Below are 25771 nucleotides of genomic sequence, written 5' to 3' on the forward strand. Positions count from 1 at the left end.
CGGCTCGCCGGGTGGCGGGCCGCGGGCGCTCGTGACGGGTGACGCGTGACGCGTGTCAGGTAACAGATAACAGATAACAGCGAACAGATGACAGATTTCGAAATCTGTCATCTGTTCGCTGTTTTCCGTCTGCTGTTCCCCGTCAGCCGTCGGCTGTCCGCCGCCCCTCCCCCGCCCGCCGTCAGCCGGTGGCGGCGAGCTGGGCGAGGTAGCGCTCGGCGGCGCGGAGCTTGCGGCCGTCCGGGCCGGGGAGGTGGGCGCGCAGTTCGATGATCTCCGGGGCGATGCGGATGGCCTCCGCACGGTCGGCGATCGCCCGCCAACAGGCCTCGGCGTTGGTGGCCGCGCGCTGGGTCTCCGGGTGGTCCGGCCCCTGCGAGCGGAGCAGCGTCAGCGCCACCTCGCGGTAGATCTCCGCGGCATCGGCCGACCGGCCCGCGAGCCGGCAGACGTGCGCCCGGACCTGCCGCACCTGGAGCACCGGTTCGGAGACGGCGCCGTGCTCGGCGATCGCCTCCAGTTCGAGGGCGAAGGCCAGGTCGGTGGCGGCGGCGTGGTCCCCGGCGTCGGCGCTGCGGACGATCCGTCCGATGACCTCGCGGTAGTCCGCACAGGGCCGGGCCGCCGCAGGGGTCTCGTCGGCCGACGCTTCGGCCGACGGCGCGTCCTCGGGTACGGCGTCGGCGGGCACCTCGTCCTGCGGCGCGGCGTCCTGCGACACGGCGTCGGAGGGCACCTCGTCCTGCGGCACCTCATCGGCCGGCGTCTCGACGGCCGGCGCCTCCTCCGCAGGTGCCGCGTCCGTCGGCGCGGGCTCCGCCGGGACGGCGTCCCGGGGCGCCTCCACGGTCTCGGGCTCCTCCGCGACCGCGGGCTCCTCCTCGGCCACGGGTGCCTGCCCGGGCGCCGCCTCGGCGACCTCCTCGGCCGGCTCCTCGGCCACGGAAGCCACCGGGCCTTCCTCCGACGGGAGTTCGGGCTCGGCGACGGCGTCCACGGGCTCCAGCCGGGCCTTGAGGAGCGTGACGCCCGCCGGGGTCGCGGTGTCCTCGGGTACGGCGTCGGCCGGGGCGGGCGTGTGCGGGGCGGGCTTGTGCAAGGTCACGCCCGCCGCCTCGGCGGTCTCGCCCGCCTTCAGCAGGCTGACCGGCCGGGCCGGCCGCGGCGGGGTGGGCGGTACGCCCGGCTTGATCAGGCTGACCGGGCCACCGGTGGTCACCGAGGGCGCGGCGGACGGTGCGGGCACCTCGGCGGGAACCGGGGCCGGCCGCTCGGGAACGGCGTCCCGCGGCTCCGCCGGACGCGGTACCGGCGGAGCCGGAGCCGGCGGCACGTCCGAGGGCAGCGCGGCGCCGGACGGCACGGGCGGCATCTCGGCCACCGGGCCCTCGCCGCGGCGGGCGGTGTTGCGGAAGAACGGGCGGTCCGGCGCGTGCGTGGCCAGGATGACCACGTCCGGCCGCAGCACCGAGTACACCTGCTGCCGCAGCTGCTCGGGTGTGAGCACCTCGCCGGCGCCGGGTCTGCCACCGTGCAGCGCCTCGATCAGGGCTCGGGTGAAGGTGCCGATCTGCTCCGGGTCCGGGCTGACGACCGCCCACAGCGGGATGCCCTCGCTGAGCGGCGACACGGTGCCCTGGAGGTACGGCCAGGCGTTCTGGTCGGCACTCAGGTCGGCGATGACGAGGGTCTGCCACTCGGCCGGACGGTGGCTCAGCTCCGCGGCGACGGCCTGCCAGGGAAGACCGTCCTGCCTGGCGTCGCGCAGGGTCAACTGGAGCTGTCCGCCGCGCTTGTCGGCGACGACGTGGCCGCCCAGGTGGATCAGCAGCGGTCCGGGGTGTCGGGAGGCGGCTCGCAGATGGGCGAGGACGGTGTGCGGGTCGCCGGCGCCGGGGAGGTGGACGGCGTCCACCGCGTCCGCGGCCAGCAGCACCTGCGGCGAGACGGCGGCGAGCATCGCCGAGAGCACCGGGGCCTGGGTCGGTCCGCCGCGGCCCCAGGTGCGGCGGCCCGAGGTGCCGTATCCGCCCTCGATCACCAGGATCCGCCCGCGCGGCGCGGCTCCCAGCCCGCCCCCGCCCCCACCGACGACGGCAGCGGCAGCGCCCGGCACCGCACTCTGGGGCACGCCCGGCACCACGCTCTGAACCGCGCTCTGGACCGGGAACGGCGGCGGGGTCACCACGGACGCGGCCCCGACGGCGGGCAGCCCGGTGAGGGTCCAGCCGGTGGGCGGAACGGGCGGCGCGGCCGGGGGCGTGGGCGCCTGCCCTGCGGGCTGCACGCCCCCCTGCGTGCCCCCTTGCATGCCCGGCCCGAAGACCGGTGCGGCACCCGAACCGGAAGCCTCGACCGGAGGCGCGACAGCCGGACCCGGACCCGGAGCGGCCGGTGGAGCCGGCGGCGGCTCGTACAGCGCGGCCGGACCGGGCGGGTGCTCCTCGCCCGTCAGGCGCGGGGGCGGCGGCGGTACGGCGTCCCAGGGCCCCGAGTCCGCTGCCGGGTCGGGACCTCCGGAAACCGCTGTCGTCTCCGCCATCTCCTGGTCACCGCCCCGCCCCGCCGCTCGCGCGGCGTCTGATGCCCTCGCCTGCATGGTGCCTGCCACCACACTCCGTGCGCGCCACCCTACGAGATCGCGGCTCACCCGTTCCAGGCCGGGTGGTCGATCGGCGCGCCCCACGCCCCAAGGTGCCGTCATGCTCGATACCGGCCGACCCCTGCTGTTCCTGGACGTGGACGGTCCGCTCATCCCCTTCGGTGATCCACCGCCCGGCGGTTGTCCCACCCACCGCAGCCCGTATGTCCCGACCGGCGCGGTGCCGGGCGGGAACCCGCTGGTCACCGGGGTGGACCCGGAGTTGGGATCACGGCTGCTGGGCCTGCCGGCCGAGCCGGTGTGGGCGACCACCTGGCTGGAGGACGCCAACGAGTGCCTCGCGCCCTGGCTCGGCCTGCCCCGACTGCCCGTCGTGGACTGGCCGGTGGACGCCGAGGACGGGCCGGGCGGCGTGCACTGGAAGACCCGCACGCTGGTCCGATGGGCGGGCGGGCGGCCGTTCGCCTGGGTGGACGACGAGATCACCGGGGCCGACCGCCACTGGGTCGCCGCCCACTCCCCCGCCCGCGCCCTCCTCCACCGGGTGGATCCCCGACGCGGGCTCGGCGACGCGGACTTCACCGCCCTGGACGCCTGGCTGCGAGCGCGCTGACCGGCCACCAGGCCCACTCCTGCTCCTGCTCCTGCTCCTGCTCCTGCCTCGCGGTCTCCCCTGCCTCACCATCTCCCTTGCCTCGTCAACACGACTGCCTCGTCAACACGACTGCCCGGCCACCCCCGAGGGAGTGACCGGGCAGTCGGCGGGCCGGGTCAGGCACCCGCGAGGAGGTCCCGCAGCAGGGCGACGGTGTCGGCGTCGAGGTCCCGGCCGGTACGACGGCTGAGCGCGTCCAACCGATTGACGGCACGCAGGAGTTGGTCCCGGGCGCCGGCCGAGGCGTAGGCGTAGAACAGGTCCCGGTGCAGCAGTTCGACGTCCGGGGCGACGGCGAGGCCCCGGAACACGGCGGCCTCGGCGCTGCGGTGGTCGCCGTACTGCAGGCGGCGGGCGGCCAGTTCATGGGCGGTGTCGACGATCGCCGCGATCATGTCCTGCCGCTCGCCCTCGGCCCAGCCGTACGAGGCGGGCGGGGCCTCGGCGAACGGCGCGCCGCGGACCAGCGCCAGGGCATGGGCGAGGGCCGCGTCGGCGGTGGCACTGGTGCTGCGCATGCCGCGCCGGTAGAGACTGCGGAACTCGTCCCAGTCGCAGGTGACCGCCGGGGCGAAGGAGTAGCCCTCGGTGCCCTCCGTGGGCAGGAAGGCGCGCCCCTCGGGCGAGCTGCCGAACCAGCCGGCCAGGTCGGCGAGTTTGGCCGGCAGCGGGCTCTTGGCGTCCGCCGCGGTGGGGTGCGGGTCGAGGTGGGCCGCGCCGGGGTGCAGGTCGTGGTCGAGGGCGTGGTGGCCGGAGCCGGGGCGCAGTGCCAGGTAGACGGCCAGCTCGGTGAGCCGGGGCAGCGCGCCGGACGCGGCCTCGCCGAGGGTTCCCGCGACGTCCACCGGGCCGAGCAGCCGGATCCGGGGGGCGTTGCGGGGGGCGTGCGCCTCCGGGGAACGGAGGATGGCGAGCAGGTCGTCGCTGTCACTGCGGCCGGACGTGGTCCTGGCGACCGGAGCGACGGCGGCCGGACCGGGCTCGGCGGCGGGGCCGTGGTCCTCCGTGGCGACGGCCCCGGCGGAGCCGCCCGAGCCGACGGGATCGGCGGCACCAGCGGCACCGGCGGGCCCGCTCCCGGAGGCGTCCGCGCCCTCGGCGGCGGACGGCGCGGACGGATCGGCCGACGGCACCGGCTCATCGACCGGATCCGCCACCACCTGCTCCGCCACCGCCTGCTCCGCCGCAGCCGGCTGCGGCACGACGGGCTGCGGCACCACCGGCTGGACCGCGAGGACGACCGTCGACGTGGACTCCGAGAAGGCGGCCTCCGACTCCCCGGCCCCCTCGGCCGGCTCCCCGCCCTCCGGCGGGCCGGGCCGCCGCAGGTCCCGGGTGGTCTCGTCGGCGGCCGCCTGCCGCCCCTGCCCGTTGACGACGAACCGCGCCGGACCGGCCGGAGTCGGCGCCGGGACCGGAGCCGACTTCCCGGAAGCCGAAGCCTGCGCAGGAACGGAGGCCGACGCCGCCGGGCCGGGCACCACGGCCGGCAGCGGCGCCGGAGCCGGCGTCACCGGATCGGTGCCCGCGAACGGGCTCGCCCCGGTGCCGATCACCCGGGTGAGCAGCCGCGGCCCGGTGGCCGCTTCCGCGCCCTCCGCCGCCCCGCCGCCGGAGGCTCCGACGGCGGCCAGCACCGGTACCGCCACGGGCAGCTCGTGGGTGTCGGCGTCCTCGGGCCCGTCCAGTGTCCAAGCCGGGGCCGGGTGCTGGGTGGGGTCGTCGGCGACCCGGAGCAGCTCGGCGACCTGGTCGTACTGCTGTCCGCTGAGCCGTTGCAGCTCGACCGTCAGGTGCAGGCCGGGGATCGCGGCCTGGCCGGAGGTCGGCAGGGTCCAGCGAGCGACCGGACCGGTGCCCCGCTCGGGGGCGCGGGTGACGACGGCGACGCAGGTACGCGGACGGGCGTCGAGCAGCCGCCCCAGTTCGGCCGGCACCTCCCCGCCGGGCTGGTGGGCGCAGAGCACGATCTCGGGCGTCCAGGACTCGTCCGCCTGGCCCCGGCTGCGGGCCTCGCGCGGGCTGCTGACCTCGGCGGCGACCAGGGTGGCGCGCGCCTTGGCGGTGCGCGGTCCGAGGGCGGCGAGCGCGGCCTCCAGGGTCGGGTGGCGGTGCACGCGTTCGGCGGCCGGACCGCTGATCAGCACGTCCTCGGCGAGGTCCACCAGATGCAGGTGCAGCCGGTCGGCGAGCGGGCTGTGGGCCAGTTCGATGGCGAGGGTGCGCAGCACGTCGCGGGCGTCGTCCGGGTGGCCGGACAGGTGGAGCAGCCGGACGGCCTCCAGGTCGGCGAGGACCACCGAGCCGTCCGGCGAGGTGCCGAGGGTGACCAGCGCGGGGTACGGCGCGGCGGTCTTCCGGGCCTGGCCGGGGCTGAGCAGGTCGCCGGAGTCGGCGCTGCACCACCACACGTTGGCGGCGTGCGCGGCGCGGAACGGCGCGATCGGGGTGGCCGGGCCGGACAGGTGCAGCTCGACGGTCTGGCCCTGGGTGATCCGGGCGGCGACGATGGCGGGCAGCCGCTTGCCGCCGCGCACGGTGTTGCGGGCCAGGGTGCGCAGGGCGCGGTCCAGCAGTTCCAGCCCGGCCTGGTCCTGCCGGGCCATCAGCTCGTTCTCGAAGGCGGCGGCCCCGGCGTCGGGCATCGCGATGCGGTGCCGGGGGCGGCGGGCGCGCTGCTGGGTGCCGCGCTTGTGGGCGACGGTGCCGATCATGATGGCGGCGAGCAGGACGCCGACGGTGGAGGCGGTGAGGGCGACGGTGTAGTCGTCGTTGGGAGCCGGGTCGGCGTGCGCGGCGGGGCCGGGCGCCTGGGTCGGCGCATGCGTGGGCGCGGGCACCGGGGCCGACTGAGGGGCACCCTGCGAAGGGGCGCCCGGGGCCGGAGCCTGGTCGGCCGGCGCCGGGGCGGGAGCAGGCGCCGGCGCGGGGGCGGGGGCGGGAGCGGCATCCCCCGGCACCGCGAGCACCATCCCCGGCACCACCACGTCCGGGTCCGTCAGCTGCTCCCCGTCCGGAGCCCGCACCCCCTTGTTCGCCTCGAACAGCTTGGGCCACTGCTCCCCGTCCCCCAACTCCCGCTGGGCGATGGCCGAAAGGCTCTCCCCGGCCTGGACGGTGACGCTCCGCTGCGCCCCGGCACCACCGGGCCCCCCAGCCTCCGTCCCCTGCTGCGGAACGTTCTGCGGGGCCCCCTGGGGCGTCCCCTGCTCCGCGCCCCCCGAGGGGGCCGGAGCCGGGGCGGGCGTCTTCGCCTCGTCCGGCTTGGCGTCCGCCGGCATCAGCAGTTCCCAGCCGGGCTGGATCGCCCGGTCGGCGTCGAAGCGGACGCCGGAATCGCCCATCGCCCGGCCGTCGTTGAGCTTGGCGATCTCCACCCACCGCTCACCCGAGCCCAGTTGGCGCTCGGCGATGGACCACAGGCTGTCGGCCGGCCGGGAGTCCCGCACCGTGTACGTGCTCTGCTGTTCGGCGGCGGGGGTCAGGGCCGGTGCGGACTGCGCGGCGGGCAGTGCGGCACGCTGCACGCCCGACGTCAACTGCGCCTGGGCCACCGGACTGTGGGCCAGTTCGGGGACGGCGGCGAAGGCCGAGCCCGCCACTGGAACCAGGGCGAGCACCGAGCCGACCAGCCCGGCCGCGAGCCGCTGGCTCCAGCCGAAGGCGGGGATGCGGCGGGCGATCCGGCCGCGCAGCTGGGCCGGGATCTCCAGCAGGACGGAGAGCGCGAAGCAGCCCCAGGCGAGCCAGCCGACCACCACCAGCGCCCACAGGAACAGGCTTCCGTCGTCCGGGCTGGTGAGCGCCTCGCCCACCCCGCCCGAGGCGACCTCGCCCATCCCGGCGACCGCTTCGGTGCCGTACAGCAGCAGCGCGGGGACGCCGCCCAGCAGGGCGAACAGGGCGACCAGCGCGCCGAGCGCGGTGATCAGGGCGCGGCCACGGCCACGCGGTCGCCGCCCGTGCGGCGGTCGGGGCGCCGGGGCGCCGGGGCCTCGCGCACCGCCGGCTCGACGGGACGCCCCGGCCCGGCCGGCAGGGGCCTGGGCGGTACGGGCCTGGTCCTTGGCACGTGGCGCGGCCATCAGTCGGTCTCCGCTTTCTCGACTCCGTGGACGAGGGTCGCACTGCCCTTGCCCTTGACCTTCCGTTCCCCGAGGGCGCCCAGCAGGACCGGCCGGTAGTCGGCCTGCACGGTGACGGTGACGACCCTGCCGTCACCGGAGAACTCGACGTCGCCCGCCCGCAGGCCGTACAGGCCCAGGTAGGCGTCGGCGGCGTCCCGGACGTACTTCTCCTGGACCTTGAAGCCCCTGCCCTGCAGGACTGCGGCCCGGTCCAGCTGCTGACCGCCGACCCGCGCCGCCTCCAGCGCGTAGGCGTCGGTCCGCTCGGCGACCCGCAACCGGCCGCCGGCGTCGATCACCAGCGCGATGACGAGCACGACGTAGGCCGCGCAGATCGCGACGAAGAGGGCCACGGCGCCCCGGTCGGACCGGCGCGCCGACAACCGTCGCCGCAGTCGGCTCACCACTCCCATCCTCGCCCCCCACTCCGCACGCTGCTCTCCCCACCGGCCCCCACCGGGCGCCACTCGGTACCGCTGTGTCATGCCCCGAGCGCTCTCCGCTTGCGTCTCCCCCGCACGGGCCGTCTCCAATCCCCTGTCCTCCCGGTGGCGTCCCCGGTCCTCCCGGTGACGTCCGCCGCCGCGGTGACGGCACCGCGCGCCGTCAGGTGCCCCGGTAACGGTCCACCACCGAAGTGAACTCGCCGACGAGGTGCTTCGTCACGGGTACGCCGGACGGTCCGCCGAGCAGGTCGGCCAGTTCCACGTCGCAGATCACCGTGACCGTCACCGTCGTGACCGGCCCGCCCGGCAGGTTCAGCTCCCCGTTGTCGACCCGGACGTCCCCGTTGCGGCAGGACACGCCCTGCTGACGCAGTGTCGCGAGGGCGGAGTCCCTGGCCGGCTGCTTCATCCCGTCCACGCTGCGCTGGAGGGAGGCGGTCCTGGCCCCGGCCCTGGCGGCGGCCTCCACGGTGCCGGCCGTGGTCTGCACCCGCCCGGCGGCGATGGCCACCAGGACCAGTGCGACCACCGCCGGCACGACGATGGCCGCCTCGATCGCGATCCCGCCCCGGTCCAGCCGGCGCTGTCGCGAACGCGGCCGCCACCGGTCCGGTGCCCGCGGCACGCGCCTCACGGCTTCACCACCGGCGGTACGAAGCGCTCGCGCGGCGCCTCGGCGAACTGGGTGAGGGCGGGCGCCCTGAGCCCGGGTATCAGCAGCGGCGGGGTCAGCCGCACGGTGACCCGGATGGTCTCCGCCGTACTGCCCTCGGTCCCCACTGTGTACTCGTGCACGCCCTGCCGGTCCAGGAAGTCCCTGGCCTGCCGCTGGGCCGCCTCGTTCTTCTCGCCGTCCGTCGCGTTCCCCTGCACCCGTCCGGCGTCCACGCCCTCGCGGGCCGCGGTGAGCGCGACCTGGCGGTCGTACCACAGCAGCGCGGCCTGGACGACGAGCATCAGGAGCAGCAGGACGACCGGGAAGACGATGGCCAGGCTCAGGCTCATCGACCCCCGGTCGCCCCTGCGGCGGAGAGCGGGACGCATCACTTGGTGGCGCCGCCCGCGCCCGCGCCGCCCGGCAGGTTCGGGTCCTGCTCGACCTTCTTGACGACCTTGTCCTTCAGCAGGTAGAGCGCGGTCGCCACGGCGCCCGCCACGAAGACCAGCGCGATGATGGCGAGGGCGAGTTCGATGCTGATCGCACCCCGGTCGCCGCGGGCGCGGGCCGCTCGCAACCGGCCCAGCCTGAAGGTGAACAGCAGCAGCGCGAACTGGACCGGCAGCAGGACGGGTTGCAGCACCCGGCCGGCCAGCCTGGCGAGTCGTACGGTCATCGGGTTCTCCCGGTTGTGACGGTGTGGTGTGGTGTGGTGTGGTGGGCGGTGGGTCGGGCCGACCGCTCCGGCGTGACCGGAGGAACCGGAACAGACGCGAGGACGGTCAGTTGAGCATCTGGTGCAGTGCCGGGAAGACGATCAGGACGGTCATCAGCAGGGTGAGGGCGGCCCCCGGCGCGACCATCCGCTCGCTGTCGGCGTTCGCGCGGGCGAGGTCCTCGGCGAGCAGTTCTCCGCGCAGGCCCTTGGCGCGGGCCCGCAGGGTGTCGTACACGGCGGCGCCGTCGGTGCCGGACAGCCGCATGATGTCGGCCACGTCCTGGAGCGGGGTGAGCCCCAGCTCCTCCGCCAGCGCGTCGAGTCCGGCCCAGGGCGGGAGCCGGTCGGTGGCCGCGCGCTCCAGCGCGTCGCGGATCCGCAGGAACACCGCGCCCTGGCCGACCGACGCGGCCCGGCGCAGCGCCTCGGCGGGGCCGCAGTCGGCGGCCCGCTCCATCGCGACCAGCTCCAGGTAGGCGGCGATGCCGTGCAGGTACTCGGTGCGGGCCTCCTTGGCCTCGCCCCGCACGACGGCGTCCGGGACGAACCAGAGCAGTCCGGCCAGCAGCGGCCCGGCGACCAGCGGCAGCGCGAAGGGCAGGCCGGCTCCCATCAGCACGGCCATCGCGCCCAGGTAGGCGGGCAGCACCAGGCCGAGCGCGGCGAACAGCAGCTTGTGCACCATGAACCGGGCCGGGGCACGGCCGATCAGGGCGAGTTCGCGGCGCGGGAGCGAGACCCCACGCAGCCGGACGGACCGCTCACCGATCCGGTCGTACCAGCGCGGCCGCTCGTCCGGGTCCTGCTCGCGGTCGGCGGGGGTGGCGTGCAGCCGGTCCAGCGCCTGGTGCAGGTCCGGTGGGGCCGGCCGCAGTTCGGCGACCAGCAGGGCGATGCCGCCCGCCGCGGCGGCGCCGGCCAGCACGGACCAGGGGGAGATCACCGGACCTCCCCGAGCTGCTCGGCCGGCGCGGGCTCGTCGGCCGGTGCGGCGGACCCCCGCCGGCCGCTCCTGCTGCGCCGGTCCGGCGTCAGCAGCCGGGGCACCGGCGGGTGGGAGGCCAGCGCCCGCATCCAGGCGATGATCGCCACGAACAGGACGGCGACCACGGCGAGCACCAGCTGGCCGAGGACCGTCCCGTAGGGCCGGGTGTACTCGGTGTTGAAGGAGCCGATCGTGACGACCAGCACGATGATGCCGACCAGCCAGCGGATGGTGGTCCTGTGCTTGGCCCGGTCGGCCTCGATGGCGCGGCGCTGGCGGACCTCCTCGCGCACCGAGTCGGCCATGTCGGAGAGCGTGCGGGCCAGGCCGGGGCCGCTGTCGCCGGCCCGCAGCACCAGTGCGGCGAGCACCTTGTCGGCGGTGGCGTCGGCGAGGCTGTCGGCGAAGGCGCGCAGCGCCTCCTCGGGCCGCCAGCGGGCCTGCAAGCGGGCCGCCAGCTCGCCGACCTCGTCCTCCAGGGCGGCCGGGGCGGTCCGGCGGCTGGTGACGATGGCCTGGTTGAGGCCGACGCCGAGCAGCAGCACGTCGGCGATCCGCTGGGTCCACTCGGACAGCGCCTCCAGGCGCTCGATCCGGTGGGTGTCGGGGCGGGTGGTGTCGAACAGCCAGGGCAGGCCGAAGACGACCAGCGGCACCAGCAGCGCGGTCAGCGGGATGCCGGTGAACAGCCAGGCCAGCGGCCCGCCGGCGAGCGCGAGCGGCAGCTGGACGCGGCGCAGCCGCACCATCCGGTGCGCGGCCGTGCCCGGGGCGCCGTACCAGAACACGTGGAGGCGGCCGGCCAGCGGGTTGGCCGCCTGCTCGGCGCCGTCCTCGGCCTCGTCACCGGCGGCGGGCTCGCCGCCACGGGCCCAGGCCACCAGGGCGATCAGGCCGCCCGCGACCGCGAGACCGCACAGGGCGAACAGCAGCATCACCGTGCGCCACCGCCGATCCGCAGCTGGAGCGGGACGGCCCAGCCCCCGTACCGGGAGCCGAGCAGCGAGGCGTCGAAACCGGCCCGGCGCAGGTCGTCCAGGCACTGCGGCGGGGTGTGCGGGACGGCCCGCGGCTCACCGAGGTCCGGCCGGGGGCCGAAGACGGTGTTCAGCGCGGGCCGGCCGCCCTCGCCGAGGCCGGTGACCTCCAGGACGTGGGAGACGAAGCGGTGCCGACGGCCGCCGACGGCGGTCTCGTCGACCATGGTGACGTGCACGATGAGGTCCAGGGCGTTGGCGGTGAGCCGGTAGGCGAGTGAATCGGTCATGTGCGAGCCGTACTCCAGGCAGAGTTCGGCGATCCGGTCGACGACCATGTGCGGTCCGCGGGCGTGCAGGGTGCACATCGAGCCGCCCTCGCCGTTGGTCATCACCCGCAGCATCGGGACGACCTCGCCGGAGCGGACCTCCCCGACGATGATCCGGGAGAGCGTCATCCGCAGTGCGGCCGGGATGAGGTCGCCGATGGTCAACTCCCCGGCCAGGCGCCCCTCGACGCGCTCGCCGTTGCCCTCGCGGGCCTCCATCGGGACGACCTGGCGCAGGTGGCCGAGGGTGTGCAGCCAGAGTTCGAACTCCGACTCCAGGGTGCCGATCCGCTCGTCCGGCGGGATCTCGGCGGCCATCGCGCGCAGCAGGCTGGTCTTGCCGACGCCCTGGGTGCCGGTGATCATCACGTTCTTCCTGGCCCGGATCGCGGAGGCCAGGAAGGCGGCCAGGGTGGCGTCCAGGGTGCCGAGTTCGACCATCTCGGGCAGAGTCGCCGAGGCCACCCGGTGGCGCCGGATCGCCACGTACGGGCGGGGCGTCACCTCGGTGAGCGCCTGGAGGCGCATGCCGCCCTCCAGGCGCAGCGCGAGGGTCGGGCTGGCGGTGGACAGGCTGCGCTCGCCGCCGCCGTGCTGGCGGGCCAGGTCCTGGAGCAGCTCGATGAGTTCGGCGTCGCTGTCGGCCACCGGCGGTACCTGGCGCAGGGGTTGGTGCACCCTGGAGACCCAGACGTCGTCGCAGCCGTTGATCAGGATGTTCTCGATCTCCGGGTCGTCCAGGTAGGGCTGGAGCCGGCCGGCCCGGAACAGCAGGTCGAAGACGGCCTCGGCGAGGGCCCTGTCCTGCTCCCGGGTGGGCGGGATGCCGTGGGTCTGCGCGTAGGCGTCGGACCACCGGGCGACGGCCTCCTCGATCAGCGCCCGGCCCCGCTGGCGGCGGGTGGCACGGTCCGGATCGGAGCCGGAGGTGGCAGTCAACCGGGTGATCTGCTGGTGCAGTTCGGCCGCGACCTGACGCTTGAGCTCACGGGCGACCTGCGGGTCGACGGCCGGCCGGGTGGCGGAGCCGCGCAGGTCGAGCGAGGGCAGCGGGGAGGGTACGGCGGTGGGCCCGGCCGCGCCGGGCGGGACGGGCTGCGCCGCGACGGGCTGGGGCGCGACCGGGCCCGGCTGGTAGCCGTACGGCGGCGCGACCTGCCCCGGCGCGGGCGCCGGTGCGGTCACCGGCCCGGGCGTGGGCGCGGCCCAGGGCAGCGCGGCCGGGTCGGCGGACGGACGCTGGTGCAGGGGGCTACCGCGCACGGAGCACCTCCCCGGGGTTGTGCGGATACGGGCCGTTCGGATCGTCCTGACGGTCCGTCACCATCGGCTGCTGGAGCGGGTACCGGTCGTCCGTCTCGCCGTGCGGCGCGGACTGGACGTGCGCCGGGAACGGCGCCGGCGCGGCCGGATGCGGGGCCAGCCCGGCCAGCGGCGCCACCGGGCCCGTGGTGATCACCGGCGGGACGGGCTGGGGCGGGGCGTACGAGGGCTGCTCGGCCTCGGCCGTCCCGTAGCCGGAGCGGCCGGGGGCCGCCTGGCCGTACACCGGCTGACCGGGGACCGGCTGGCCCTGTGTCGCCGAGCCGTAGCCGCCCTGCCCGTACCCGCCCTGCCCGTACCCGCCCTGCTCGTACGGGGTCCGGCCGTACGGGGACTGCACGTAGCCGCCCTGCTGCCCGTATCCCTGCTGCCCGCCCTGCCCGTACCCCGGCTGCCCGTACGGCCCCGGCGAGGGCACGGACGGCGGCACGGAGGAAGACGCGGGCGAGGGCACCGGCGGCTGCGGTGCCGTCGACACGGGCGGGCTCGGTATCGGCGGTGCCGGCACCGGAGACGCCGCTCCCGCGGGCGTCGGCCCGGCCGCCGCGGCCGGACCCCCCGCCGGGCCGCCCGCCGCCAGCTGAGCCGGCGCCGCACCCTGCGCGGCACCCGGCCCGAGCCGCTGGCGACGGCGGCGGACCAGTGCCTGCACCTCGTCCGCCGCCGACCGCGCCGTCCGCATCAGCTCCGAGCGGATGAACCGCCGGTCGGTGGTGTCGCCACCGTCGGAGAGCACCTTCGCCGTCCGGGTGGCGTGCGGCAGCACTCCGAGCACCGGCAGCCCGAGCTCGCGGGACACCTCCGCCCGCGAGTACGGCCCCTCGTCGACCAGCAGCAGCCCGAGCGCGTCCGCCCCGGTGCCGGCCGCGGCCAGGTCCTCGGCCAGGGCGGCGATCCTGGGCCGGACCGAACTCAGCCCGCGCAGCGTGGTGCGGACGGTGGCCACCACCACGTCGGCACGGCGGGCCAGCACCGCGCTGTGGCCGGTGGCGCCGGAGCGGCCGAGGTCCACGATGACGTCGTAGCCCTGCTGCTCCACGCCGTGCAGCAGTTCGGCGAGCGGCTCCCAGGTGTAGGCGAGGCCGGGCGCCTGGGTCGGGTCGGTCAGCCCGGGCAGCAGCAGCCGCTCGGCGCCGCCCTCGGGCGAGAGGTCGATCAGCTGCTCCCAGATGGTCTGCGCGAGCAGCCCGCGGCGGTCGGCCACGGCCAGGTTGCGCAGCCCGTAGACCGCCTCGACCCGGCCTTCCAGGGCGCCGGCGAGCACCGCGCCACCGTCCGGGTCGGCCTCGACCAGCAGGATCCGCCGGCCCGGCGGCAGCGGCCAGGACAGCAGCAGAGCCAGGGCGGTGGTGGTCGCCCCCGGTGCGCCCGGGCCGCCGACCACCGCGATCACCGCCATCAGGCGCCGCCCGTCGGGGCCGGGGCCCCCGGCGTCGGGGTGCCGGGAGCGGCGGCCCCGGAGGCGGTGGCCCCCGGGGTGGCGCCCGAGGGCGCGCCGCTCGGCGCCTGGCTCGGTGCGGTGCCGCCGGGGCCGCCCGCCGCCGCACCGCGCGGCGCGAGCAGCACCTGGATCCGTCCGCTCGCCACCCACTGCGCGAGCCGGGGCCCGTCCGCCGTGCCGACCGCGACGTCGATCACCTGGCTGCCGTCGGTGTCCACCCGGCCGACGGTGATCACCGTGGCGGGCAGCGAGTCGGCCCGGCCGTTGTCGGGCGTGAACACGACGACAATCTGCACGCCGGGCTGGAGCCGGCTGGCGGGCAGCTGGCTGCGCTTGGCCGACACCCCGACCACGATCTGCCCTGGCTGCACCGACAGCCCCTGCGCCAGGTCGGTGCCGGTGAGCATCGCGCCGCGCTTGAGGTCGGTGGCGGCCCGCATGCCGACCGCCTTCGCCCGGTCCTGGGCCGACACCGGGTGCAGCGCCGGGTCCCCCGCGATCCGCGCGACCACCAGGTCGTCCTCGGTGATCACCTGTCCCCACGGCACGTCCCTGGACAGTGCCAGCACCGCGACCCGCTGGCCGGTGCTGTTGTAGAGGACGGCTCCGCCCAGCCCGCCGGCCGCGATCAGCGCGACCGCCATCGCCAGCACCGCCGGGCGCCGCCGCCGCGCCCGCATGGTCCGCCCGGGGGCGTGCGGTGCCCCCCGGCCCTTGCCCGCGCCGCCCTGCTCCTGCTGCTCCGGGAGCGCCACGGATGCCGCGGCGCCCGCGGAGGTGCCGGATCCCGGCGTCGCGAACGTACGGTTCTCCACCGGGTTCCGCCCTTCCCTCGTTCGTCTCTGGCTGGTCTGGCTGGCCTGGTTGGTCCGGCTCGTCCGGCTGGTCAGTGCCGACGGTCAGGACCGGCCGGCCGGTCGGTGTGCGGATCGCCGCGCCGGCGCGATCAGTTGAGCACCTGCATCTCGGCGACCCTCAGCTCGAAGGGCGCGCTGCTCTGGTTGATGCCGGGGATGGTGAACGTCCGCGGGTTGGGCCCGCCGGTGACCACGACCCTGACCTCCCAGCGCATCGTCACCGTGGCGCTGAACACGCCGTTCTTCTCGCCGGCCGAGCCGGTCCTGAACTCGTAGCCGCAGTCCGGGGACTTCGCGTCGCCGTACTTGGGGTCGTACGGCGTGCCGGGGGTGGCGCAGGAGGTCTGGAGGTGGTCCCCGAAGCTCCAGTCCGCCTTGACCAGCCGGGGCGTGGCCGTGACCGAGATGCCCGCGACCGACGCGTTGCCCGGTGTGGGCAGTGCGGCGCCGTCCGCCCAGAGCCAGACCGGGGCGTTGACCACCGCCGTGCGCTGCGGCGCGGCCCGGCCCACCGGCGGCTTGAAGCGGACCCGGTCGTAGGCGCTCTGGATGGCCGTGGCCTCGGCGTTGACGTTCTGGCCGTCCGGCGAGCCGGCTTCGAAGACGATCTCGGCACCGCCCATGCCCCCGCCGGTCTGCGGGCAGACCTTCGTGTAGAGCGTGCCGTCCTTCGGGTCGTGGCCGCCCCAGGCCGGATCACCCGCGGCCGGCGGGTTGTCCAGCGGGCGGTAGTAGCAGCCCTTCTCGTTGCTGAACCAGCCCAGCTCGGGGTCGTGGCAGGCCCACGGGACCTCGTGGTAGCCGCACAGCTGGGGGCCGGTGGAGGAACCGCCGCCGCCACCGCCCGGCTTGGAGCCGCCGGGCGCCGGGGTCTTCCCGCCGGACGTGACGTCCACGCAGATCACGTTCGGGGCACACTGTTCGGCCCCGCCGCCCGACGGGTCGTCCGCGGTCGCGCTCACCGCCGAGGACAGCAGCAACCCCGCCGACATCGACGCGACGAATGCGATCCGCCGGGCCGGATTCCGTGCGTTCAGCATGTCCGGTCCACCTCCCGTTTGAAGTCGTGGATCAACCAGTGCGCTTGGAACCAGCGCAGCGACGCGGTTCCGACGTATCGGTTCAGCCGTCCTGCGGGATCCTTGGCGGCCCCGGTGACGGCATCGACGCGGTGCCAGCCCGACAGGTCGACGCAGTCCTCGATCACGGCGGTCTGCGGATCGGCATTCAGATCAACGGCCTTGACCACCGCGGAATTGCGCGGCGTGCCGGTCATCACCACTTTGGCGTCGCGCAGTTGCCGGAGGCTGACCAGACTGTCGGACAGCGCCCGTCCCGACGCGTACTGCTCCAGTCCGTACCCGTCCGAATCCGGCCGCCCGAAGACCTCGGCCTGGGTCTGCCACCAGTCCTGATACGTCTTCAGGGCCAGCCGCCCCATCGCCCCTTCCGGACCGCTGGTCGGCGCGATCGAGCCGTTTACCGAACCACCCGAAGGAGGGACCGGGTTCACTCCCGCGACGGTGGGCGCAGTCGACCCGAGACGATCGACGGAACCGCCGGCACCGCCGCTCGCACAACCGCCGAGCAGCAACACCAGGGCCGCCCCGGCGCCCCCAACCACCCCAGGGCGCACCATGTTTCCGCGCTGCCGCATGGCCCCACCTCGTTGCGACCGACCCGATCCGTGATCCACGGCCGCCAGGAGAATTCCGCCGTCCCGCCGATGTTTCCGCTGGGGATCGATTCTTCGCCAACCCACCCCATCACGGCAACACCTCAGGCCCCCTGACCTTACGTGGAAGGCGGTTCCGTCGGGGCTCTATCCCGCCACAGAACGGCCAACAGTTCTTCGGAAAGCGACAATCCGGCCAATGCGCCCCGAACCGCGGCCCGATTGCGCATCAGGAGCCGCCCGGCGTGCGACGGAACGAGCAGGCGCGCGCCAGGCGCACCCGAACTACCGGCCGGTTCCCCACCGTCCGTCAGCGCGGCCACGGCCGGCTGGAGATCGAGCGGGGCGACGGCCGCGGGGGCACCCGGAACGCCCTGGCGCAGGACGGTGGTCAGGGCCCGGCTGAACGAGCCCTCCCCGCCCGGCCGGACGGCGTCCCGGCCGCGTCTGCCCGGGGTGTAGCGGCCGGCCGGCGCGTAGCGGCCGATCCTGCCCCACAGCGGGACCCGCGAGTAGCTCAGCAGTTCGCCCGCGCCGTCCTCGCCGCGCTCCAGCGCCGCCCAGGCGTCCCGGTCGACCACCGCGTCGACCAGCAGCAGCGCCTCCTCCTGGTCCCCGTGCACCATCGCGCTGACCACCCAGTCCCAGGCCAGGCCCCGCCGGTAGGCGTTGTCCGGCGTGCTGCCGGCGGTGACCAGCGCGAGCCGGCGCCCGCGCGGGTCGGCCACCAGCTGGCCGACCAGGCAGACCAGCAGCCAGCGGCCCGGATGCTGGGCCGCGTCCCGGACGGCGGTGAGCATCGCGTTCGCGTCCGCGTCCGGCGCCACCGTGGTGACCCGGCAGCCGGCCGCGCCGGTGTCGAAGCACATCCCGGGCAGCACGTCGGCGAGCAGCCCGGCACCGTCCGGCGCCAGCGCCGCCCCGCCGAAGGCCCGGTCGGGCCCGCCGTCCGCCCCGATCACCACCAGATCGACCCCGCCCGCCATCCGGCCGTCCCCCCTCCTCCACCGTTCCTCCACCCGCCGGGCAGGCTACCGCCCCGGACCGACGCGGACGGGGCTCCCGGCCCGTCCGCTCAGGGACCATGGGCCCTATCGGTGTGCGCACCGACCGGGGACCATCGGACGCATGGAGCCTGAGGACCGTGTGGAAACCCTGAGCGAGGCCGAGTGCCTGCGGCTGCTCAGCACCGTGCCCGTCGGGCGCGTGGTGTACACCGAGCACGCACTTCCGGCCGTCCTGCCGGTCTCCTTCGAGGTCCTGGACGGGCGGCTGGTGCTCGCCGTACGCCGGGGAAGTGCCACCGCGCGGGGGCTGGACGGCACCGTGGTGGCCTTCCAGGCCGATCTGCTGGACCCGGTCACCCGTACGGGATGGAGCGTACTGGTGCACGGGCGGGCCGACGTGGTGAGCGACCCCGACCAGGTACGCCGGGTGCTGCGCTCCGGCCTGCGGCCCTGGGTGGGCGACCCGGAGCCGCTGTTCGTCGCGCTGGTGCCGGAGCTGGTCAGCGGCCGCCGGCTGTTCCCGACCGGCCCCGGCGGCCCGGGCCGGGCGGCGCTGCGCCCCATCGGCACCGGGCCCTGGAACAGCGGATCTCCGTTCGGCTCCTGACAGATACCGGTGGGTAGGCATACGCTTCCGGCGTCCTGATCCCTCCCCGGGCCTGTCCCCCCACCAGGAGCGCACCGTGACGACCTTCGCCTCCCTCGCCGAGCTGACCGCCGCCGTCGGCACCGAGCTGGGCACCAGCCGTTGGCACACCGTCGACCAGCGGCGGATCGACCTGTTCGCCGAGGCCACCGGTGACCACCAGTGGATCCACGTGGACCCGGAGCGGGCCAGGGACAGCCAGTTCGGCTCGACCATCGCGCACGGCTACCTGACCCAGTCGATGATCCCGGTGCTGGCGAAGGAGTGCTACGCCGTCGAGGGCGTGCGGATGGCGCTGAACTACGGCTCCGACAAGGTGCGCTTCCCGGCCCCGGTGCCGGTGGGCACGGCGATCCGCGCCACCGCCGAGCTGCTCTCGGCCACCGAGGTGCCGGGCGGGGTCCAGGCGGTGGTGCGGTTCACCGTCACCAGCGAGCGGAGCGCCAAGCCGCACTGCGTCGCGGAGACGATCACCCGCTTCTACGCCTGACCGGGCTCGCTTCGAGCAGGGAACGGGCAGGGAGCGGGCGCTGCCCGAGCCCGGACCGAGGGGACACCGAGGGGACGCCGAGGGAGCCGGTCCGCGCCCGGGCACCGGTCCGCGACCGCCGTCCCGGGTACTCCGATTGGCCCCGGGCGGGCCTCCCACCAGGTCCGGACGGCCCACGGCGAGTAACCTCCGACGAGATGGTTGTCGCACCGCAGCAGCCCCACCCGCCGCTGCACCGCGCGCCCCGGCATGCCCGGTAGCCGTGACCGTCCCAGGAGGAGCCGTGCCCCGCCCCGCCCCGTGGTTCTCCCGCCTCGCCGGTCTGTCCTCGCTGCTCGCCCCGCCCGCCACCGGACCCGCCGCCGAGCGCGCCGTCCCCGGCCTGGCCGGGCTGCCCCGGGCCGCCTGGCACCGGGTCCGCACCGACGCGTTCGGCGCCGAGCCCCGGGGCGAACGGCTGGCCCGGATCCGCCGCTCCCCGCAGTTCGCCGACGGCGCCTTCCGCAACCCGGTGCCGACCCGCCGGCTGGTGTACGAGCGCAGCCCGCTGGAGATCACCCGCGCCCAGCTGACCGGGGACAAGACCCACCGGGTACCGGCCGCCGCCGTGCCGGTGCACCGGCTGCTCCCGGCCGACCTGGCCGCGCCGCCGGAGTCCGGGCTGCGGCTGACCTGGCTCGGGCACGCGACGGTGCTCGCCGAGATCGGCGGACGGCGCGTACTGCTCGACCCGGTCTGGGGCGAGCGCTGCTCCCCGTTCTCCTGGACCGGGCCCAAGCGGCTCCACCCGGTGCCGCTGCCGCTGTCCGAACTCGGGCCCGTGGACGTCGTCGTGGTCTCCCACGACCACTACGACCACCTCGACATGGGGACCGTCCGGGCGCTGACCGGGACGGACGCGGTGTTCGCCGTCCCGCTCGGGGTCGGGGCGCACCTGGAGCACTGGGGGGTGCCGGCCGGGCGGATCGTCGAACTGGACTGGTGGGAGTCGGCCGAGGTCGCCGGGCTGACGCTGACCGCCACACCGGCCCGGCACTACTGCAGCCGGGGCCCGCGCACCAGCGCGCTGTTCCTGTGGGCGTCCTGGGTGGTTTCGGGCGGCGCGCACCGGGTCTTCCACAGCGGGGACACCGGGTACTTCCCCGGCTTCGCCGAGATCGGCCGCCGGCTCGGACCGTTCGACGCGACCATGATGCAGGTCGGCGCGTACAGCGACTTCTGGCCCGAGGTGCACATGACGCCCGAGGAAGGCGTACGGGCGCATCTGGACCTGGGCGGCGAGCTGTTGCTGCCGATCCACTGGTGCACCTTCAACCTCGCGCCGCACCCCTGGGACGAGCCAGCCGAGCGGGTGGTCACCGCGGCCCAGGCCCTCGGCGCCCGGCTCGCGGCGCCCCGTCCGGGCAAGCCCTTCGAACCGGTCGCGCCACCCGCGCTGCGGCTGTGGTGGCGCGCCGTCGCCGCCACCTCGCGCGGCATCCCGCCGCTGGCCGGCGAGCGGGGCGCCACGACGGCCGCCGGCGGGGAGGGAGCGGGGCGCGAACAGGCGACGACGTTCAGCGAACAGATTTCAAAGTCTGTTCGCTGAAAGTTGTCGTCTGAAAGTTGTCAGCTGAAACCCGTGGGTCGTCACCTGTTCGCCGCCTCGGACCCCGCCCGTCGACGCCGGATCAGCGCCCAGGCCCGCTGCTGCACCAGCAGGGTCAGCACCCCGGCCAGCACGATCCCCAACAGGTTCAACAGCAGCTGGACACTCGACCCCCAGAACTGCCTGACGTCGCCGTAGCCGAGAGCGACCGCCGCGTTGGCCGCGGCGGGAACGGTGGTGACCGAGATCGCCACGCCGACCAGGGTCCCGGCCTTCGCGGAGGTGAGCGAGAGCAGCCCGGCGATGCCCGCCAGGAAAGCGACCACGAAGGAGGTCGCGTCGGGCTGCCAGATGAAGGAGGTGTTCGGCCGTGCCGCGTCGAACTTCGCCTGGCTGAACAGCCCGAGACCCTCCATCAGCAACCCGAAGCAGACGGTCAGCGCCATCGCCACCACAAAGCCCGTCACCAGCGCGTTCAGCGAGCGCAGCGCCGGGCGCAGCCGCCGCTGGACGACGGCCACGCAGAACCCGGCCAACGGCCCGAACTCCGGCCCGACGGCCATCGCGCCGACGACCAGGATCGCGCTGTCCAGCACCGCGCCGCAGGCCGCGAGCATGGTGGCGACGGTGAGGAAGGCCAGGAACACCCAGGTGAGGGTGGACTCCTCATGGGTGATCTCGGAGACCGACTCCCAGACCAGCGCGTCGGCCCCCTCCCCGGGAGCCAGCCGCTCGGCCTCCTCGGCCGCCGCCGAGAGGGTCAGATCGATCGACGAGACGTCGATCGCACCGCGCTCGGTCAGTCCCGTCCCGCGCAGCGCGGCCAGGACCTCGTCCGCCGCCTCACGGGCCACGTCACAGAGCACGACGTCCCCGGCGGGCCGGACGGCCGCGTCCGGGATCAGCACGACGTGCGTCACCCCGACAACCTCGTCCAGGCAGCCGAGCACGGCATCCCGAAGGTCGGGCGGGACGATCAGGCGAAGGTGCAGCACGGACGCTCCGGCGGGAAGGGTGGGAAGGACGGGAAGGACGGGCGGAAGTCCCGCCCACCCTAGGGCCACCAGCCTCGGCCTCACCGCCCGGGCCTCACCACCCCTCGGCCTCACCACCCCGCGAGCCCCTCGCCCCGCACCCCTCAGCCCGCGAGGACGTCCCGCAGCGCCCGGGCCTCCTTGACCACCCGACCCGAGCCGGCCCGCCCGGCCGCCGCCGTCACCTCGGCGACCGGCCCGCGGGCCCCGGTGCGCCGGGCGCAGTCGGTGGCGAGCCCGATCAGGTCGCCCAGTCCGCGCGTCGCCTGGTCGGCCTCGCCCAGCAGAGCGGGCAGCGCCGGCCCGAGGACGGACCAGACCGTCGCCCGGGCGCCGGTCTCCGCCGCCATGGTGAGCGCCGACCCCAGCCGGCCGGCCATGACCGTGCCGCACACCACCAGGGCCCCCAGCTCGCGGCCGAGCAGTTCGCCGTCCAGGTCGCCGCGCGCGGCGAGCACCAGCAGGGCGTCCACCGCCGCCGTCCGGTCCTCGGCGTGCCGGGCGCCCAGGCCGTACGCCAGCGCCAGGTGCAGCGCGAGCCCGGCCGGCCCGCCGGCCTCGGCGAGCTGCGGGAGGTGGCAGGCGGCGCCGCGCTCGCCCTGGTCGGCGCCCTCGGCGAAGGGGTCGAGCCAGAGCGCGGCCAGCTCCTCCCGGTGCCAGGGCAGCATCGCGAACCAGTGCGCGACGGGCCGCCAGTTCCAGTTGTAGACCGTGCGGGCGCGGGCCACGCTGGGCTCGGTACCGTCCAGCAGCGCCCGGAACTCGGGCGTGAGCCGCTCGCCGCCCGGCCCCTTCGGCCCGGCACCGACGCCCGGCTGGGCGACGAGGATCCGCTCGACCTCCTCCCACCAGCGGTTCCCGTACTCGTTCACCCGGCGCAGCCCCTTGCCGGGCGCGAACAGCACCCGTTCGGACGGCTGGGCCGGCAGGCCTCCGGTCCGCAGCCAGTGCGCCAGCCGGCGCCCGGCCGGGGAGGTGAGCGCCTCGGCGGCCGTCAGCACCGTCCCGTCGACGGCCACGCCGACCCGCAGCAGGGCCTGGGCGAGGTCGGTCTTCCCCGGCGTGGCACCCGCCGCCTCGTACCCGGCGATCCGCTGGACCAGGACGGCCGCGTCCAGCGCGCCGGTGGTGTCCGTCGGGGTGGCGAGCAGGTACGGCGGCGGATCCCGGAACAGCTGCCGGGACGCCTCCTCCAGCCGGGCGGCGAGGACGGCCCCGTGCACGGTCGTGCGGTCGCCGCGCAGCGCGGAGCGGCCCTTGCCGCCGAGGTAGTCCCAGAGCTTCCACGGGGGCGTCTCCCCCGCCACCGCGGCCACCACGTAGAGGACGTCCCGGGGCGCGCAGTCCCCCCAGCTGCCGGCGCCGCTCCACCGGTGCACCCGGCGGACCGGCTCCACCGCCTCGGCCAGCGCGGCCCGGTCCAGGTGGCTCAGGCGGACCAGCCCGTCCAGCACCCGCTCGAAGACCGCGACGTCGGGTTCGCGCGCGGCGAGCAGCGCGGACAGCTCCTCCGCGAGCTCGGCCGCCGAGCCGATCGGCGCGCCGAGCGGGCGCGGTTCGGGCGCCGGCGGGAGGAAGTCCTGGCTCTCGATGTCCTGCCCGTCGCCGCCGACCCGCGCGCCGAACAGCTCGCCCGCGCGCTCGTGGTGGACCGGGCCCAGCGTCTCGGCGGCGGCCCGCAGCTCCGGCAGCACCGCCTCCCCCGCCACCTTCAGGTGACGGGCCACCACCTTCAGCGCCCGCTCCTGGAGGGCCGCGTCCGGGTGCCCGAAGGCCTCGGCCGCCGCCAGCACCACCGGGCCGGAACGCGCGGGGGCGCGCCGGGCGGCCTTGTCCAGCCAGGACAGCTGGGCGCGGACCAGCTTCTTCTCGCTCCGGAACAGCAGCACCGCCGAGGCCTCGGCGAGCACCTCGGGCTCGATCAGCCCGGCCTCGTCCAGCCCGACGAGCACCTCCTGGGCGTGTCCGGCGAGCACCGACAGGCCGTCCAGCAGCGCCACCACGTCGCGCAGCCGGGCCGCGTACTCCTCGGGTGTGGGGGCAAGCGCCCGCAGCACCTCCAGGAAGGCCCGCTGGTCGGCCGGCTTGCCGCCGCGCAGCAGCCGGGCCAGGCAGCGGTCGAGCAGGTCGGTCCGGTCCACGACGCCGGCCGCGGCCAGCTCGCCGATCGCCTCGGTCCAGACGTCGCCGGGGCGCGGGCTGAGCCGGAAGGTCAGCGCGTAGCCGATGTCGGCTAGTTCGAACAGCTCGGGCAGCAGCACCGGGGTGAAGGCGTCCTGGCGCAGCGTCTCGACCAGTGGCGGACGCGCGCCGCCCAGGCTGTCCCAGCGCTCCGACCAGCGGCGGACGAAGAGTTCGCCACGCGGCACCTCGCAGCCGGTGCGCCTGACCACGGCCTCCATCACCGGGTACATCGACCAGCCGTCGTTGCGCACCGGCCGGTCGGCGAGCCTGGTGACCACCTCGACCTGCCACTCCTCCGGCTGGGCCTCGATGACCTGGTGCAGTACGGAGTTCCTGGCCCAGTCGCGGACGGCGAAGTCGCGCCCGCCCAGCCAGGCCGCGGCTCCGGCCGGGCCCGCGTGGCACACCGCCCCGGCCACCAGCAGCCGGCCCTTGGCCGCGCCCGCCTCCCGCGACCACTCCGGGCGCAGCTCCTTGCGCAGCTGCTTGAGGCCGGGCAGGCACGCCCGGCGCTGGGCCGCGTCCAGCCCGGCCAGCAGCTCGGGCAGCTCTGCCAGCCGCCCGGACCGGACGGCCGTCAGCAGCTCGTCGACCGGCCCCTGCCGGTCGGCCTCCACCGTCGTGTTCATGCCGCGGCTCCCTTCGCCGGCCCGGCCGCGGCGGCCGACTCCCGCACCATGCCGACCGCCAGCGCATGCTTGCACGGCCCGCGTCCGCCCCGGTACTTGCCCCACCAGAGGCAGGTGCAGCTCATCCGCCCCGACTCGTCCGTCCGCACCCGCTGGAGGTGGTCGTCCACCGTCACGACGGCCGTCGCCCCGCCCTCCTCCAGCCGTACCGCGCCCGCCTCGACCAGCGCCCGGGCGGCCCGCAGTCGGGGGTTCGCGGCCTCGGCCCGCCCCGAGCCGTACGGGAGCTGCCGGTGGAAGTACGCGGCCTCGGCGGTGTCGTAGCCGATCTGCCCCGCGGTGCCCAGCCTGGTGAGCGCGGCGCGGACCCGCTCGGGGCTCAGCCCGGACTGTGCGGCGAGGTCCCCGACCTCGATCCGGGGCTCCCAGGCGAGCAGCACGGCGATCAGCTCGGCGTCCCGCTCGGCCGTCCCGGTGGCCAGCGCGTCGAGCACGCCGCCCTCGCCGGAGAAGCCGCGGGCGGCGTTCGGCGAGAGCGTCAGGGTCAGCCGCATGCCGGGCAGCACCGCCTCCCAGGCGGACGCGGTCGGCTCGCCGGCCGCCACCGGCCCGTACACCCGCAGGGCGAGCGCGTGCCGCAGCACCCGCTGGAGCGCCACCAGCCGCTCGGGCCCGGGCAGGCAGACCGCGCCCGGCACCGGCCGGGTGGTGGGCCGCAGCGTCTTCCCGGCCGGGACGACCCAGCCGGCGCCGGCCCGCCCGCCGCGCCCGGCGCGCGGGAGCGAGCGCAGGAACCGGACCGCCTCGGCGGCGGGCAGCTCGGCGCGCAGCTCGAAGCCGGCCGCGACCACCTGGGTCTCGGCGAATCCGCGCAGCCAGCGGTCCGGCAGCGGCACCTTCTTCTCGACCAGCGGGCCGTCGAAGGTGGTGACCTCCAGCGCGTCCGGCCCCACCGCGAGGTGCAGCGGATCGGCCGGGCCGATCCTGGTCAGCGCCTCGCGCAGCGGGTTGTTGACGTCCACGTTGGTGGTGCCGTGGCCGATCTCGTCCCCGTCGAGCCCGGCCTGGAGCACGTCGAGCCTGGCGTAGACGCCGCAGCAGCCCGAGAAGGACTCGAAGCGCAGCCGGTCCCCGTTGGCGGTGACCACCGGGTCGAGCGAGGCGCGCAGCTGCGGCTGGTAGTAGCGCGCGGCGGCGACGTCCGCGACCGCGAGCAGCGCGGCGGCGGCCGGCGCCGGATCGGCCAGGAAGCCCGCGAAGAAGCGCGGGTTGGCGGCGGCGCCGAGCGGGGTCGCGCCGCCGGAGGTGGCCAGGTCGAGGTGCCGGCCGTCGGCGCCGTCCAGGACGGCCGACGGGCGCAGATAGGCATACGCGTGTGCGGATTGCGTCATGCCGGGCAC

The 25771-nt window shown here is 75.9% G+C and carries 21 protein-coding genes; 4 read left to right on the forward strand and 17 right to left on the reverse strand.

The window, feature by feature from the left end:
- Window positions 1-181: 181 nt before the first annotated feature.
- A complete protein-coding gene (locus tag ACIQOW_RS23560; protein WP_401087942.1) occupies window positions 182-2287 on the reverse strand; it encodes a hypothetical protein in 2106 nt (701 codons plus the stop codon).
- A 415-nt stretch (window positions 2288-2702) separates the two neighbouring features.
- Here ACIQOW_RS23560 and ACIQOW_RS23565 point away from each other — a divergent pair, with 415 nt between their 5' ends.
- Window positions 2703-3215, forward strand: coding sequence for a hypothetical protein (locus ACIQOW_RS23565; RefSeq protein ID WP_401087944.1), 513 nt, complete (start codon window positions 2703-2705; stop codon window positions 3213-3215).
- A gap of 158 nt (window positions 3216-3373) precedes the next feature.
- On the opposite strand, the gene ACIQOW_RS23570 is transcribed toward ACIQOW_RS23565, so the two are convergent.
- The 13 genes from ACIQOW_RS23570 to ACIQOW_RS23630 all read right to left on the reverse strand — a co-directional run bounded on the left by ACIQOW_RS23570 (window position 3374) and on the right by ACIQOW_RS23630 (window position 17779).
- Window positions 3374-7342: a BTAD domain-containing putative transcriptional regulator gene (locus tag ACIQOW_RS23570; protein WP_401087946.1), complete on the reverse strand. Its 3969-nt coding sequence runs from the start codon at window positions 7340-7342 to the stop codon at window positions 3374-3376.
- On the reverse strand, window positions 7342-7788 hold the full coding sequence (locus tag ACIQOW_RS23575; RefSeq protein WP_401087948.1) for a hypothetical protein: 447 nt from the start codon (window positions 7786-7788) through the stop codon (window positions 7342-7344). The genes ACIQOW_RS23570 and ACIQOW_RS23575 overlap by 1 nt, the downstream gene beginning before the upstream one ends.
- Before the next feature lie 202 nt (window positions 7789-7990).
- Window positions 7991-8464 (reverse strand): TadE/TadG family type IV pilus assembly protein, encoded by a 474-nt coding sequence (locus ACIQOW_RS23580; RefSeq protein WP_401087950.1) that lies wholly within the window; start codon window positions 8462-8464, stop codon window positions 7991-7993.
- On the reverse strand, window positions 8461-8835 hold the full coding sequence (locus tag ACIQOW_RS23585; RefSeq protein WP_401087952.1) for a TadE/TadG family type IV pilus assembly protein: 375 nt from the start codon (window positions 8833-8835) through the stop codon (window positions 8461-8463). The genes ACIQOW_RS23580 and ACIQOW_RS23585 overlap by 4 nt, the downstream gene beginning before the upstream one ends.
- 38 nt (window positions 8836-8873) lie before the next feature.
- Entirely contained in the window at window positions 8874-9164 is a 291-nt protein-coding gene (locus tag ACIQOW_RS23590; protein WP_188298295.1) for a hypothetical protein, read from the reverse strand.
- Window positions 9165-9270: 106 nt separating this feature from the next.
- Window positions 9271-10149 (reverse strand): hypothetical protein, encoded by an 879-nt coding sequence (locus ACIQOW_RS23595; RefSeq protein WP_401087954.1) that lies wholly within the window; start codon window positions 10147-10149, stop codon window positions 9271-9273.
- On the reverse strand, window positions 10146-11126 hold the full coding sequence (locus ACIQOW_RS23600) for a type II secretion system F family protein (RefSeq protein ID WP_401087956.1): 981 nt from the start codon (window positions 11124-11126) through the stop codon (window positions 10146-10148). The genes ACIQOW_RS23595 and ACIQOW_RS23600 overlap by 4 nt, the downstream gene beginning before the upstream one ends.
- Window positions 11126-12760: an ATPase, T2SS/T4P/T4SS family gene (locus tag ACIQOW_RS23605; protein ID WP_401087958.1), complete on the reverse strand. Its 1635-nt coding sequence runs from the start codon at window positions 12758-12760 to the stop codon at window positions 11126-11128. The genes ACIQOW_RS23600 and ACIQOW_RS23605 overlap by 1 nt, the downstream gene beginning before the upstream one ends.
- Window positions 12750-14219 (reverse strand): hypothetical protein, encoded by a 1470-nt coding sequence (locus tag ACIQOW_RS23610; RefSeq protein ID WP_401087960.1) that lies wholly within the window; start codon window positions 14217-14219, stop codon window positions 12750-12752. Before ACIQOW_RS23610 ends, ACIQOW_RS23605 begins: the two co-directional genes overlap by 11 nt.
- Window positions 14219-15076 carry an SAF domain-containing protein gene (locus ACIQOW_RS23615; RefSeq protein ID WP_401087962.1) on the reverse strand — a complete coding sequence of 286 codons (858 nt, stop codon included), beginning with the start codon at window positions 15074-15076 and terminating at the stop codon, window positions 14219-14221. The genes ACIQOW_RS23610 and ACIQOW_RS23615 overlap by 1 nt, the downstream gene beginning before the upstream one ends.
- A gap of 131 nt (window positions 15077-15207) precedes the next feature.
- Window positions 15208-16158 (reverse strand): hypothetical protein, encoded by a 951-nt coding sequence (locus tag ACIQOW_RS23620; protein WP_401087964.1) that lies wholly within the window; start codon window positions 16156-16158, stop codon window positions 15208-15210.
- The gene (locus ACIQOW_RS23625) at window positions 16152-16775 is read right to left on the reverse strand and encodes a hypothetical protein (RefSeq protein WP_401087967.1); all 624 of its coding nucleotides are present in this window, start codon (window positions 16773-16775) and stop codon (window positions 16152-16154) included. Before ACIQOW_RS23625 ends, ACIQOW_RS23620 begins: the two co-directional genes overlap by 7 nt.
- A gap of 137 nt (window positions 16776-16912) precedes the next feature.
- The gene (locus ACIQOW_RS23630; RefSeq protein ID WP_401087969.1) at window positions 16913-17779 is read right to left on the reverse strand and encodes a hypothetical protein; all 867 of its coding nucleotides are present in this window, start codon (window positions 17777-17779) and stop codon (window positions 16913-16915) included.
- A gap of 160 nt (window positions 17780-17939) precedes the next feature.
- On the opposite strand from ACIQOW_RS23630, the gene ACIQOW_RS23635 reads away from it, so the two are divergent.
- From ACIQOW_RS23635 to ACIQOW_RS23645, 3 genes are all read left to right on the forward strand, one after another.
- On the forward strand, window positions 17940-18407 hold the full coding sequence (locus tag ACIQOW_RS23635; RefSeq protein ID WP_401087971.1) for a pyridoxamine 5'-phosphate oxidase family protein: 468 nt from the start codon (window positions 17940-17942) through the stop codon (window positions 18405-18407).
- 76 nt (window positions 18408-18483) lie between these two features.
- Entirely contained in the window at window positions 18484-18936 is a 453-nt protein-coding gene (locus tag ACIQOW_RS23640; RefSeq protein WP_401087974.1) for a MaoC family dehydratase, read from the forward strand.
- Between the two features lie 382 nt (window positions 18937-19318).
- Complete coding sequence (locus ACIQOW_RS23645) at window positions 19319-20524, forward strand: MBL fold metallo-hydrolase (protein ID WP_401088185.1); 1206 nt, start codon at window positions 19319-19321, stop codon at window positions 20522-20524.
- 41 nt (window positions 20525-20565) lie between these two features.
- Here ACIQOW_RS23645 and ACIQOW_RS23650 read toward each other — a convergent pair whose 3' ends face one another.
- The 3 genes from ACIQOW_RS23650 to ACIQOW_RS23660 form a co-directional block, all read right to left on the reverse strand.
- Window positions 20566-21519: a DUF389 domain-containing protein gene (locus tag ACIQOW_RS23650; RefSeq protein WP_401087976.1), complete on the reverse strand. Its 954-nt coding sequence runs from the start codon at window positions 21517-21519 to the stop codon at window positions 20566-20568.
- Window positions 21520-21662: 143 nt separating this feature from the next.
- A complete protein-coding gene (locus tag ACIQOW_RS23655) occupies window positions 21663-24371 on the reverse strand; it encodes a DUF6493 family protein (protein ID WP_401087978.1) in 2709 nt (902 codons plus the stop codon).
- A complete protein-coding gene (locus ACIQOW_RS23660) occupies window positions 24368-25762 on the reverse strand; it encodes an SWIM zinc finger family protein (RefSeq protein WP_401087980.1) in 1395 nt (464 codons plus the stop codon). The genes ACIQOW_RS23655 and ACIQOW_RS23660 overlap by 4 nt, the downstream gene beginning before the upstream one ends.
- Window positions 25763-25771 lie beyond the last annotated feature (9 nt).

This window comes from Kitasatospora sp. NPDC091335 (assembly GCF_044757205.1).
Lineage (GTDB): Bacteria > Actinomycetota > Actinomycetes > Streptomycetales > Streptomycetaceae > Kitasatospora.

Coding starts and splice junctions, on each gene's coding strand:
- ACIQOW_RS23565 (WP_401087944.1), top strand. CDS start 2,703: ATGCTCGATACCGGCCGACCCCTGCTGTTCCTGGACGTGGACGGTCCG.
- ACIQOW_RS23570 (WP_401087946.1), bottom strand. CDS start 7,342: ATGGCCGCGCCACGTGCCAAGGACCAGGCCCGTACCGCCCAGGCCCCT.
- ACIQOW_RS23585 (WP_401087952.1), bottom strand. CDS start 8,835: ATGAGCCTGAGCCTGGCCATCGTCTTCCCGGTCGTCCTGCTGCTCCTG.
- ACIQOW_RS23590 (WP_188298295.1), bottom strand. CDS start 9,164: ATGACCGTACGACTCGCCAGGCTGGCCGGCCGGGTGCTGCAACCCGTC.
- ACIQOW_RS23600 (WP_401087956.1), bottom strand. CDS start 11,126: ATGCTGCTGTTCGCCCTGTGCGGTCTCGCGGTCGCGGGCGGCCTGATC.
- ACIQOW_RS23610 (WP_401087960.1), bottom strand. CDS start 14,219: ATGGCGGTGATCGCGGTGGTCGGCGGCCCGGGCGCACCGGGGGCGACC.
- ACIQOW_RS23620 (WP_401087964.1), bottom strand. CDS start 16,158: ATGCTGAACGCACGGAATCCGGCCCGGCGGATCGCATTCGTCGCGTCG.
- ACIQOW_RS23625 (WP_401087967.1), bottom strand. CDS start 16,775: ATGCGGCAGCGCGGAAACATGGTGCGCCCTGGGGTGGTTGGGGGCGCC.
- ACIQOW_RS23630 (WP_401087969.1), bottom strand. CDS start 17,779: ATGGCGGGCGGGGTCGATCTGGTGGTGATCGGGGCGGACGGCGGGCCC.
- ACIQOW_RS23655 (WP_401087978.1), bottom strand. CDS start 24,371: ATGAACACGACGGTGGAGGCCGACCGGCAGGGGCCGGTCGACGAGCTG.
- ACIQOW_RS23660 (WP_401087980.1), bottom strand. CDS start 25,762: ATGACGCAATCCGCACACGCGTATGCCTATCTGCGCCCGTCGGCCGTC.